This is a genomic window from Shewanella sp. Scap07 (genome assembly GCF_013394145.1).
GTDB classification, from domain to species: Bacteria; Pseudomonadota; Gammaproteobacteria; order Enterobacterales; family Shewanellaceae; genus Shewanella; species Shewanella waksmanii.
Window position 1 is genome coordinate 3,119,716 of the sequence record NZ_CP041329.1, and the last position, 12,576, is coordinate 3,132,291.

Sequence of the window (12,576 nt, forward strand, 5' to 3'; positions counted from 1 at the left end):
GGTAGCGCCCAGCAATGGGCGTTACCTTGTTGTTAAATGGTTTTAATTAGCAGCTACAGGCTGTTAACTAAAGTTATTTATCATATTATTTTTTTAGCGCTAAAAGGCCCAGGTCAAGTTGTATGAATGATGCATTAAGGCGAATTGTGATAGTCGGAGGAGGTTCTGCGGGTTGGTTAACCGCAGGCGTTTTGGCCGCGCAGTTTAATGCAGATGAAAACCTAGGTATCAGCATCACCCTAATTGAGTCTGACCAAATCCCCCCCATTGGTGTAGGTGAAGGCACTTGGCCTTCTATGCGTGCTACCCTGCAAAAAATTGGCTTAAGCGAACGTGACTTTTTAACCCAATGCGATGCAAGCTTTAAACAAGGCTCAGCATTTCATGGCTGGCGCAATGGCAATGATAGCTATTGCCATCCTTTTACCCCGCCAGCAGGTTTCAATCAAATTAATTTAGCCCAATACTGGCAACCTTTTCGTGATCAGGTGAGCTTTGCCGATGCGGTTTGCCCACAAGGTAAAATAGCCTCATTAGGGTTGGCACCTAAAATGCTCAATACCGAAGAGTATGGCTTCGCGCTCAACTACGGCTATCACCTTGATGCGGGCAAGTTTGGTCAGTGCCTCAAGCAACACTGTATTGACAAGCTTGGCGTCAAGCACATCATTAGTGATGTCACTAAGGTCAATAGCGCAGCCAATGGTGATATCGCCTCGGTATCTACCGTTGATCAAGGTGATATCGAAGCCGATCTGTTTATCGACTGCAGTGGTATGCAGTCACTACTACTTGGCAAGCACTATGGCATAAAACTGGTCCACCAAAATAAAGTGTTGTTTAACAACGCTGCCATTGCTGCGCAAGTCCCTTATCTTGACACGCAAGATAGCATTGCATCATTCACCCACTCAACCGCGCAAAGTGCTGGTTGGATCTGGGATATTGGCCTGCCATCTCGTCGCGGTGTTGGATACACGTTCTCAAGTGCCCATTGTGATTCTACCCAAGCAGAAACTGACTTGCGCCGCTACTTAGCGCGCAGTATTGGCGATAAACAAAGTGAGCAGTTGCCATTGCGTCACCTGACATTTACTCCAGGACACAGAGAAAAGTTTTGGCATCGAAACTGCGTTGCAGTGGGAATGGCATCGGGATTTATCGAGCCACTTGAAGCTTCGGCACTGGCAATGGTGGAGTTGTCTGCCAAAATGCTTGCCGAACAAATGCCTGCAAATCGCGCGGCAATGGATATTATCGCTAGCCGCTTTAATGACAGCTTTAGTTACCGCTGGCAGCGCATCATAGAGTTTTTGAAACTGCACTATATCTTAACCCAGCGCAGCGACAGCGATTATTGGATTGATAACTGTGAGAGCAATACCATTCCAGCACACTTAGCTGAGCAGCTAGCGCTTTGGCAGCACCACTTCCCTTATCATTGGGACACACATCATACTGAAGAGCTATTCCCTGCCGCCAGTTTTCAATACATTCTTTATGGCATGGGCTTTGAGACAAATGCCCCGCAGCGACTTCGGAAAATGAGCGAACAGCAGGCGACACAATTGTTCAATCAAAATGTGGCCAAAGGCAAGCAATTGCAACGCCACCTTAGCAGCAACAGAGATTTACTAATACAAATACAGCAACATGGGTTAGCCCCCAACCATTAGCAAAGATTTGCTCACTAGTTTAAAACTATAAAATGACAACAAACTGGAGTTAACATGGCCAACACCCTTCTTCTAAATAGCGTTGATCATAAAGACCTTAAAGTGATCACCGAGCGTAGCCCTCAGTACGGTGACGATATTTGGTATGCCCTAACCTTTCCATCTGAATATCGAAGTGTACAAGCCCACTACCCGATCTTTTATCAAAAAGATCCCACTACCGGTGAGTTTTATGCGGTCGCTCTATTTGGTTTTAAAGACAAAGAGAACTTGTTTATTGACCAAGGAAAGTGGACCGTTTCGTATATTCCACTGACCGTACAGCGCCAACCCTTTTTAATCGGTAAGCGCACCGGTGTAGAAGATGGCGTTGAAGTAGAGCAGCGAGTGTTACATATCGATATGGATAATCCGCGCGTCAATACAGAAAAAGGTGAAGCACTGTTTTTAGAGTATGGCGGCAATACCGAGTTTTTAGACAATGCGGCAGATATGCTTGAAGCAATACACCACGGATTAGAAGAGAGTAAAGCCTTTACCGCGACATTGCTGGCCCACGATCTACTTGAACCTTTTACATTAGAGGTCACTCTGGACTCAGGTGCAACACATCAAATGATTGGCTTTTACACTATCAATGAAGATGTGTTGCAAGCTCTCGATAGCGACATTGTTGCCCAACTACACCAAAGTGGCTTTTTACAGGCAATTTATATGATGATTGCCTCGCAAAACAACATTCGCGAGCTACTTAATCGCAAGAATGCACTCAGCCCTGAACTACAAAGTTAACCGGCAGTTGAGGAAGGTGTTGTGATGCTCAATGTCAATCGGCAAGTCGACCATTACCAAGATTTTGTTAAGGGCGTATTCCCGCCTGCGTTAATGCAGTCAAGCAAGCCTATGGTGCTAAAGGGCTTTTGTGACCATTGGCCCGCAGTGCAAGCTGCAAAGCACTCTGATCAGCGTATGTGCGAATATCTGCTCAGCCACTACAGTGGCCTGCCGGTTACTGCCTACTTAGCGCCCCACAGTGCTCAAGGGCGGATTTTTTACGATGATCTACATACAGGCTTCAATTACACCGCGAGCAAAGTGCCAATGCCTGCAGTGTTAGAGCGGATACTGTCACAGGCAAAAAACCCACAAGCGCCGACCATGTACATTGGCTCCTCCAATTTACAACAGTACTTACCAAGCTTTTCTGAAAACAACGCTATCGATTTTGCCGATATCGCGCCACTGGCCAATATCTGGATTGGCAATCAAAGTAAAATTGCTGCCCATTATGATTTCCCGCTCAACCTTGCCTGCTGTATATCAGGCAAACGTCGCTTTACCCTATTTGCACCCGAGCAGATCAGCAATTTATACCCAGGGCCTTTGGAACACGCCCCAGGAGGTCAGAGCATCAGTATGGTCGACTTTGACAATCCAGACTTTGATCGTTTCCCGCGTTTTCAGCAAGCTATCGACGCTGCGCAGGTGATAGAACTTGAAGCTGGTGATGCACTGTTTATTCCGAGTATGTGGTGGCACCATGTCCAAGGTCTAGCGCCATTAAACACACTTATCACTCACTGGTGGCGCAATAGTGACGCTTTTATGGGACGGCCAGAGTCGGCGTTAAACCATGCAATGCTGAGTTTACGCAACTTACCTAAAGATCAACGCCAGGCCTGGAAAGCCCTGTTTGACTACTACATCTTTGACCATGATGATAATGACAATCGACATATTCAGCCAGATGCTCAAGGCATATTAGCCAAGCCCATGAATGAACACAGTGCACGCCAACTTCGAGCAGAATTGCTCAACCAACTAAAACGATAATAACTCGCCGCGTTGACCGCAATCTAATGTAAGCGAGACTATGAGGTACAAGCATGCAACAGGATAACAAAGTAAAAAGAGTCGTCATCGCTGGCGGGGGAACTGCGGGATGGATGGCGGCTGCATCGTTAGCCAAGTTATTAGGTAAAGCCCTAGATGTCACTTTAATAGAGTCAGACCAAATCCCCACCGTAGGCGTAGGTGAAGCGACCATCCCCACCTTGCATATTTTTCATCGACTACTGGGTATTAACGAGCAAGAGTTTATGGCGGCAACCAATGCCACCTTTAAGCTAGGGATCTCATTTGAGAACTGGAAAGATGGTCAAGACAAATACATTCACTCTTTTGGTTTCTTAGGCAAAGATTGCTGGGCATCAAGCTTTACCAGTTTTTGGGTGAAAGGCCAACAGCAAGGGGTTGCTTCCCAGATTGGCGACTATTGCACCGAACATTTAGCAGCCCGTCGTGGACGATTTGCGGTATTGCCAAGTCGCGATCTAAACCACGCCTATCATCTCGATGCCGGGCTTTATGCAAAGTTTTTACAAAAAATTGCCTTTGACCATGGCTGTAAACGTGTCGAAGGGAAAATTGAAGATGTGCTGCTAGACGATGATAGCGGTCATATTACCGCTATCAAACTCGATAATGGCCAAACAGTAGAAGGCGACCTATTCCTTGATTGTACTGGCTTTAGAGGCTTGCTGATTGATAAAGCGCTGCATACAGGTTTTGAAGACTGGGGACATTGGCTACCGTGCGATCGCGCAATTGCCGTGCAAACCAGTTGCACCGATAAGCAAGTCCCTTATACCCGCTCGATTGCCAGAGAAGCGGGTTGGCAGTGGCGGATCCCACTGCAAAACCGTACCGGCAATGGCTTAGTCTATTGCAGCCATTATATGAGCGAAGAGCAAGCCAAGGCGAAGTTATTAGCCAATATTGACGGTGAGCCACTAAACGAGCCACGGGTTATTCGCTATCAAACTGGTACCCGTAAACAGCATTGGAATAAAAACTGTATTGCAATCGGCCTCGCCAGCGGCTTCATCGAACCGCTTGAGTCAACCGGTATTCACCTATTCCAGCGCGGCATTATCCGCTTGATGCAGATGTTCCCATTAAATGGTATCAATCAAAATGATGTCGATGAGTTCAACGCGCAAACTAAGTTTGAATGTGACAACATCCGTGACTTTATTATCTTGCACTACCACCTAACAGAGCGCACCGACACACCGTTTTGGCGCTATTGCAAAAATATGGACATCCCTGACACCTTAAAACATCGCATGGACCACTTTAAAGCGGCTGCACGGATGTTTAAAAAAGATGGCGAGCTGTTTGGAGAAACCTCGTGGGTACAGGTTATGATAGGTCAAGGTTTAATGCCTGAGCAATACCACCCAATTGTCGATACCATGTCAGATGAAGAGTTGGCGCACTTTCTAAGCACTATCAAGGCTAATGTTTCTAAGCAAGTTGATAATTTTCCTGACCATTACGACTTTATTCAGCGTTATTGTAAGTCGGCAAATATGTGATCAATTAATGCCCAATAAACTAAGCTGATTTTATCGTGGGAGTGAAGGTGGTAGAGACTCAATCTAAGCAGTTTCAAGTTAATCAAGACTTTAAACTACAAGTAATAAAAGTCGGTCAAGAGCAAACCCCAGTGATCATTATTGATGACTTTGGGGTTAATTGCGATGCGGTGAAAAACTACGCTTGCCAACAGGGCAAATTTGATTGTGATGCCAGCTCATATTACCCAGGCGTACGCACTCCCCTGCCAAAGCCTTATGTGATAAGCGTACTAAATGCGGTATATAAAACGATTTATCAGGTTTACAACATACCGCCTCAGCGCCAACTGCAACCGCAAAACTACTGTTTTTCCTTGATAAGCCACCAGCCAGAACAACTAAAGTCGCTGCAACGCATGCCGCATTTCGACACGCTCAATCCCTATTACTTTGCCATTTTACACTACCTAAATGATGGGCCTCATGGCGATACAGGTCTGTTTAGGCATATTCCTAGCGGCTTTGAGCGCATTAACCCTAAACGTAGCGATGACTACTTTAGCGCGGCGCAGCACCACGTTAATACCTATGGTCAACCTAAACCGGGCTATTTTGTCGAAAGTGACCAGCAATATTACCTTTATGAGCAACTCAGTTATCGCGCCAACCGATTGGTTATCTATCCAGGCAACTTACTACACAGTGTTATCGTCAATAATGACACTGATATCGACGATAACCCGCAAACCGGCAGACTCACCGCCAATATCTTTGTCGACTTTGTGGCTCCCTAACCACAAATCAAACACAGTTAATCGTAGGGCGTCCCGGTGACGCAACCAAAATAACACACCTTCACAGCAACCTTCGCACGCCAGCACAACCCAACAACTACAAACGCCAAGCAGTTGCAACAATCACAGTGGCAATCTGTAAAATAACTGCCTAAATGGGTGAAAGTCCTGCTGTTTTCTTCCAGGTAAAGCTCTAAAATAGCGGCTTAAATTACGAGGGGGAAATATGAAAAAACCGCTGTTAGTCAGTTTACTGTGTATCTGTAGTCATTCGGCCCAGGCAGCTTGGTGGATTGAGCCGACCGATTTAGCATTACGCGCAGATATTCAGCTACTCGCTGATACCGGAGTCATAGTTCAACCTGTCAATACTTACCCATTGATGTGGAGTGGTATTAAAGCCGATCTTGATGCCACTGAGCTTAGTCAGCTAAACCCAGTGCAAGCCGATGCTTACCAGCGAATTATGGCAGCGCACAAGCATGATCACCAAGGCTTCAACGCCGAAGTCAGTATCGCAGCGGCCTCAGACAACGCCCGCTTTATAGGCTTTGGCAACGACTACCGCGATAAAGCAGAAAGCAGCATTAGCGCCGAAGTCACTCAAGATTGGTTTAGTGGCCGAGTTGAAGCAAGCTACCACTACGATCCTATTGATGGTAACAGTGCCCGATTAGACAATAGCTTCGCTGCCGTTATGGTAGGTAACTGGATTGTAAGCTATGGTGCGCAACAGAAATATTGGGGGCCAGGTTGGGACACCGGCTTGATTCAAACCACCAATGCTAGACCTATGCCAGGCATCACCTTTAGCCGCAATAACAGCCAAGGGTTTGAAACGCCATGGTTAAGCTGGGTCGGTCCTTGGACCTTCACCACCGCTTTTAGTCAAATGGAAAGCGATCGCTATGTTGCCGACACTAAACACTGGGGCGCTCGGGCAACCTTACGCCCTATAGAAAAATTAGAGGTAGGCTTTTCATGGACGATGCAGTGGGGCGGTGATGGCTATGGCAATAGCCTAAGTGACTGGTGGGATGGGCTGTTCAACGGCGGCGGTACTGAATCGGATTTAGAAAACGGCCAAGAAAACATGTTAGCGGGCTATGATTTTCGTTGGTCAGACACCGCTTTTGGTGTGCCCTATGGCATCTATTATGAGCGTATCCATGAAGACTATCATAATGGCAAGAATAAGCTGATTAATGCCGCTAACCTTGGGGGCATCGATTTTGTTATTGCTCCGCTTAACACCCGAGTTTTTATTGAATACTCAGATACGAAAGTGGCTTGTGGAGTTGACCCCAATATTTACAACTGCATGTACGAACATGAGTTTTATCAATCAGGCTATCGCTACTACGGCAAAAGCTTAGGCAGCACCTATGATAATGACTCAGAAACATTGGTCATTGGCGGTATTACACAGTTAGGAAACGGCCAGACATTAACCAATAAAGTCCGCTGGTTAAGATTAAATACTGATGGAACTGATGTGCCTTATGAAACCGGTGGTAACCCCGTTTCGCCCGGTGAATACGAACGTGTATATCAATTAGATAGCAGCTATCACCGTCCATTCTATCAAGGTACCCTAAAATTAGGCGGCACCCTCAGTTACAGTGAATTTGTCCATGCAGGCGGTAATGATTGGGACGGTACGGTATATGCCGTATGGGAACGTGCTTTTTAGCGGTATCGCTGGTTTTTAAATAGCGCGATACCAAAGCGGCCAACCTACTTAAGGCGAACTCAGGTGGGGATATTGAAAACGCGGTTGCCGTTCAATATCCCTTGTCGCTTTAAACTGACTCGAGTGACGCTTGCTCCATCTCTTCCCAGCTCTGTCTTTTGCGATAAATGGTCGACGCACTAATATCAAGCAATGCCGCAGCTTTGGGGACATTGCCATCGCAGCTGGCAATCGCCGCTTCAATGGTTCGCTTTTCTGACATCCATAAGGGAATAATCTCTCCCGCTGGCTCATCAGTAGTACAGTTATCTGCCAGCTGATGATTACCAGCTTGGGGTTCGCTCATGGTGACTTGTGCAGTAGCTGATATAGCACTGACGTGAGCAGGCACCTTGGCAGAATGACTGGATTGAGACAGCTGTACCGGTAACATTGACAATTCAACGACTTCGCCTTGATTTAGCACCACCATCTGCCTAATCGTATTTTGTAACTGACGCACATTACCTGGCCAATCGTAGCGCAGCAACACCTGCTTGACCTCATCGCTAAAGCTCTTAAATGCCTTGCCTTCCTCATTACTGTATTCCATTAGCAATTTCTCCGCTAACAGCAACACATCATTACCGCGCGCCTTTAATGGCGGTAACTCAATAGGGATAACATGTAATCGGTAAAATAGATCTTCGCGAAAACGCCCCAGCTTCACTTCTTCCCAAGGGGCACGGTTAGTGGCACTGACAAAACGCACATCAACACTTTCTTCTTTGGTCCCCCCCACCTTTTGAAATACCCCGGTTTGAATAAAGCGCAGCAACTTACTTTGCAGCTCTAAATCCATCTCGCAGATTTCATCCAGAAACAGGGTCCCTCCGTGGGCTCGACTTGCTGCGCCGTCTCGGTTAGCAACCGCCCCGGTAAACGCCCCTTTGGTATGGCCAAAAATCTCACTTTCAATCAGGTCTTTTGGAATCGATGCACAGTTAAGCGCAATAAATGGCTTATCTTTACGCTGGCCAGCATGATGTATCGCATGGGCGCAGACCTCTTTGCCGGTGCCACTCTCACCCACTATGAATACCGATGCTTTACTGTTAGCCACACAGTCAATGGTCTTGTACACGGTTTGCATTGCCAACGAATCACCTATAAACCCCATATAATTGGCTTTAGGTAAACTGCGCTCATAGTTAGTGACTAGGCTGACCAATTGCCGTTGTTTCATGGCATTGCGCACGGTGATCGATAAACGCTTGGCATCAAACGGTTTAACTAAAAAATCAAAAGCACCCAAACGCATGGCGTCGACGGCAATATCAATTGAACCGTGAGCGGTGATCATCACCACTATCGTATCGGGATAGCGCTGTTGAGCTTGTTGTAAAATATCCATTCCCGACATGTCTGGCAGCTTAATATCCAGCACCAATAAATCAGGCTGCCAACTCTCAAGTTCAGCTAGCGCATCGGCACCATGATTAACCTGAGTGACTCTGGCACCTTCAGCGCGTAGGTATTCCGTGTACAGGGCCCCTAAAGATAAACTGTCTTCAACCAGCAGGGCAGTAAAGTTTGTTGTTTTATCCATAGCTAAATATCCCTATTTACGATGTGATTCGCTGCTTGAGTTGAGCGCATGTTTGTGCCCCTAGTGCCAGAGTCTTTGCCACTTCAGCAGTAATCACTTTGACATCACTTGACTGTGCTAAATGTTCAAGTTGTTTGGCCGCTTCAAACAGTGCCTGCGCACCGAAACTGCCCGCACTGCTTTTTAAGGTATGCGCTTCATCAGCAATGGCGCTGTGGTTATCTTCATCACTTAAGCGTTGAATATCATCAAGTCGCTGCTCTGTTTCATTAAGAAAAACCTGCAGCATCTGTTGCAAGGACTCCGCCCCTAATACTGACTCTAATTCGGCTATCACTTGCTCATCAATCAAATTCTGCTTATTTTCCATCATTACTGCCTGAGTATTATCTTGTGTAGCACTGGGGCTTACTTCAATTTTAGCTGCTTCTGCCAAACTATCAGCATTATCTTGATTTGCAATGGGTTCAGGACGAATCTCCAACCATTTTTTAACCGTTGCTAACAGCTGAGTGCGGTTAACCGGCTTGGCGACAAAATCTTTCATGCCGACATTAAAACATTGGTCCATATCTTCTTGCTGAACATTGGCTGTCATAGCGATAATGACTTGGTTTGGCGCCGCCAACAAAATTTGCTCTGCGGCCTGCAGGCCGTCCATGCGTGGCATACGCATGTCCATTAAGATTAAATCATAGTGACTGTCGGCTGCCATTTGTACCGCTTCAATGCCATTGTTAGCAAATTCCACTTCATAGCCCATTTTTGTCAGCATCGCTCCAGCAACTAACTGATTCGATGGACTGTCTTCAGCTAACAATAACCGGGCATTGATAACGGTGGCCAATGGCTCTACTTCGACATCATCTTTGGTCGTTGTGGTTGAACTTGAATCCCCACTGAGCAGCCCAAGTAACATTTCTCGACTTAATGGTTTAGTCACAAATTGCTCGACATGAATTGCTTTGAGATTTTCAATTTCTTGTGAAGCTAATGCAGACAACATGACCGCTAGCAAGCCATCTTCATGTAAAAAATCTCGTTTGAGTATTTGCACACTAGCCAGATCCAGCTCAGCTAAATAGCTATCATCGATGAGCACCAAATTAAAGCGGCCCCGCACTTGTAAGCCTTGCCGTACAACATCTATCGAGCTAGAAATTTGAGTTTGCACGCCATATTGGTTGTACTGTTTACGCACTAATTGGCTATAGGTGTCATTAGGATGAATAAGCAACACACGGCAGTGTGCCGGCAAGGAATGCAACACATAGGGGTCTGTATCGCTGCGCTGCATCTTAACACTAAAACGAAAACACGCACCGTGGCCGAGTTGGCTGCTCAGTTGAATGCTTCCTTGCATAATGTTCACCAACTCATTGCAGATCGCAAGCCCCAAACCGGTACCGGCATAATTGGTGCTGTGGGTGTCGTGTACTTGGCTAAACTCCTTAAATAGTTTACTTTGCGCGGCTTGGCTGATGCCAATTCCCTGATCGGTAACGGCGCAATGTAATTCGCATTCATCAACGTGGCCATCGGGAATCCACATTTCTACCGTAATACAACCAGAGTCAGAAAACTTGATCGCATTGTCGACCAAATTGTGCAGCACTTGGCGTAACTTTTGCTGGTCGCCAACTAAGTTATCAGGGACATTGCGGTTAATAAACGATGCCAATTGCACTTGTTTTATCTGTGCTTTGGGCGCCAAGATTTGCAGCACCTGAGCCACCACATCAGCTGGCGAAAATCGTTGCATTTGCAGCGACATCTGCCCAGCTTCAATCTTAGAAAAGTCCAAGATGTCATTGATGGTACTCAGTAATGCCGTACCGGCCTCTTTGGCGGTGTTGGCATAAATGCGTTGTTCATGATTAAGCTGAGATTCAAGCATCAAGTCAACACTGCCCAGCACCGCATTGAGTGGCGAGCGAATTTCATGACTCATTGTTGCCAAAAAGCGCGATTTTGCTTGGCTACCTGCCTCGGCTTGTTCTTTGGCTTGAGTCAGCTGGTGCTCATAAGCGATACGGCTGGAAATATCGTGAATATAAGCGGTGAGCAACACTTCATCACCCAACTGAACTGGCACCATTTTCAGCTCGACAGGTAGACTCAAATCTGCGCTTGTTTTGGCTACCAGTGTCATTTGCCGCCCAATACCCGGTGCATCGCCGGTTAAGCGAAACTCTTGCAAACCTTGGTTAAAGTTATTTCTATCTTGTCCTGCGAACAGCAAATCTCCCATTAATTGCCCTTTCGCTTGACGCTCGGTATAACCAAACAGCGAACATGCGGCATCATTGAACTGCTCAATACTGCCGCTGATATCAATCGTCACCAGCGCATCTTCACTGGCTTCTAATGTCGCCAGTAAAATAGACTCCGTACGCTGAGCCGCTTGCTCACTTTTCTTTATCTCGGTGAGATCTTTGATTAACCCCAATAAGCTTGTCTGACCGTTCACCACCATTTTTGAGATGCTTAAGTGAATAGGAAACTGCGCACCTAATTGGGTTTGCGCTGTCACCTCTTGTGGGCGAACGCTTAATCGTTGCCGGCTAGAACTGATAAACTGTTGTAGATTCTGCTCATATTGTGGACGGTTAACTGAAGGGGTTAACGAGGCTACGCGTTTACCAATTAACTCCGATGCCTGGTAACCAAATAACGTCAGTAATGCTTGATTAGCTTCAACAATGATGCCGTGGGTATCAATGATAATAAAACCATCAACCGCGGTCTCTAAAATGGTTGTCAGTTGGGTATTGGCATTTTCCAAAGCGGTTTGATTGGCATCTACAGTTTGTACCATCTCGTTGAACACCCGGGTAACCTGACCTATCTCATCATGGTTATTTACCGGCACCGTCACCCCTTTTTCTCCGGCGAGGATGCGATTGGCAGCGGCTTTCAGTGCACTCAAATTACGAGTAAGGTAGATCCCAAGCAGCCATGAAAATAGTGCTACTAGCAACATTTCCAATGCGGCAATGGACAAAATATGCTGCCTGGCATCATTGATAAAAGTACCAAACCCACTACTTTTTATACTCAGCTCCACACGGCCAAATTGATAGCCGGCTTCCGTTATCTCTGCGCTGACATTAAGCACTTTGCCTTGGTTTTTGTCGGCCGGAGCCGCTACCTGAGTAGACGATAGCGTATCTGAGTCAATGCCCGATTGATACAGTAGACTTGAGCGGTCATAAACCTTAACTTGTTGCACACCGGTTTTCGCTATCAACTCCCGGCTGAGTTCTTGCAGTGTTGAAATGTCACTGCTTATCACAGCATCTTTAGTCGCCGCAGCAAACAGTTCGCCTATCACAAAAGCACGACGCTCAACTTCAGTATCATTGGCTTCTTTGAGGTAGTTAATGCTGGTGTATACCAATAGCATCAACAGCACCCCCTCAATGAGCGCAATGCCCAATACGGTTTTCAGTCGAAATGACAT

Annotated in this window: 8 protein-coding genes; 6 read left to right on the plus strand and 2 right to left on the minus strand. The window is 46.4% G+C overall.

The window, feature by feature from the left end:
* The first annotated feature begins 146 nt into the window (after positions 1-146).
* The 6 genes from FLM48_RS13675 (at position 147) to FLM48_RS13700 (ending at position 7,525) form a co-directional block, all read left to right on the plus strand.
* Positions 147-1,676, plus strand: a complete 1,530-nt coding sequence (locus FLM48_RS13675; RefSeq protein ID WP_306294385.1) for a tryptophan halogenase family protein — start codon at positions 147-149, stop codon at positions 1,674-1,676.
* Between the two features lie 54 nt (positions 1,677-1,730).
* Positions 1,731-2,468, plus strand: coding sequence for a SapC family protein (locus FLM48_RS13680; protein WP_179024998.1), 738 nt, complete (start codon positions 1,731-1,733; stop codon positions 2,466-2,468).
* A 24-nt stretch (positions 2,469-2,492) separates the two neighbouring features.
* Positions 2,493-3,509 carry a cupin-like domain-containing protein gene (locus tag FLM48_RS13685; protein WP_179026376.1) on the plus strand — a complete coding sequence of 339 codons (1,017 nt, stop codon included), beginning with the start codon at positions 2,493-2,495 and terminating at the stop codon, positions 3,507-3,509.
* 53 nt (positions 3,510-3,562) lie between these two features.
* The gene (locus FLM48_RS13690; protein WP_179024999.1) at positions 3,563-5,056 is read left to right on the plus strand and encodes a tryptophan halogenase family protein; all 1,494 of its coding nucleotides are present in this window, start codon (positions 3,563-3,565) and stop codon (positions 5,054-5,056) included.
* A gap of 47 nt (positions 5,057-5,103) precedes the next feature.
* Positions 5,104-5,832, plus strand: a complete 729-nt coding sequence (locus tag FLM48_RS13695; protein ID WP_179025000.1) for a DUF6445 family protein — start codon at positions 5,104-5,106, stop codon at positions 5,830-5,832.
* 226 nt (positions 5,833-6,058) lie between these two features.
* A complete protein-coding gene (locus FLM48_RS13700; protein WP_179025001.1) occupies positions 6,059-7,525 on the plus strand; it encodes a capsule assembly Wzi family protein in 1,467 nt (488 codons plus the stop codon).
* Between the two features lie 109 nt (positions 7,526-7,634).
* On the opposite strand, the gene FLM48_RS13705 is transcribed toward FLM48_RS13700, so the two are convergent.
* Positions 7,635-9,113 carry a sigma-54 dependent transcriptional regulator gene (locus FLM48_RS13705; protein WP_179025002.1) on the minus strand — a complete coding sequence of 493 codons (1,479 nt, stop codon included), beginning with the start codon at positions 9,111-9,113 and terminating at the stop codon, positions 7,635-7,637.
* A 16-nt stretch (positions 9,114-9,129) separates the two neighbouring features.
* Positions 9,130-12,576 (minus strand): PAS domain S-box protein, encoded by a 3,447-nt coding sequence (locus tag FLM48_RS13710; protein ID WP_179025003.1) that lies wholly within the window; start codon positions 12,574-12,576, stop codon positions 9,130-9,132.

Coding starts and splice junctions, on each gene's coding strand:
- FLM48_RS13680 (WP_179024998.1), top strand. CDS start 1,731: ATGGCCAACACCCTTCTTCTAAATAGCGTTGATCATAAAGACCTTAAA.
- FLM48_RS13685 (WP_179026376.1), top strand. CDS start 2,493: ATGCTCAATGTCAATCGGCAAGTCGACCATTACCAAGATTTTGTTAAG.
- FLM48_RS13690 (WP_179024999.1), top strand. CDS start 3,563: ATGCAACAGGATAACAAAGTAAAAAGAGTCGTCATCGCTGGCGGGGGA.
- FLM48_RS13700 (WP_179025001.1), top strand. CDS start 6,059: ATGAAAAAACCGCTGTTAGTCAGTTTACTGTGTATCTGTAGTCATTCG.
- FLM48_RS13705 (WP_179025002.1), bottom strand. CDS start 9,113: ATGGATAAAACAACAAACTTTACTGCCCTGCTGGTTGAAGACAGTTTA.
- FLM48_RS13710 (WP_179025003.1), bottom strand. CDS start 12,576: ATGTCATTTCGACTGAAAACCGTATTGGGCATTGCGCTCATTGAGGGG.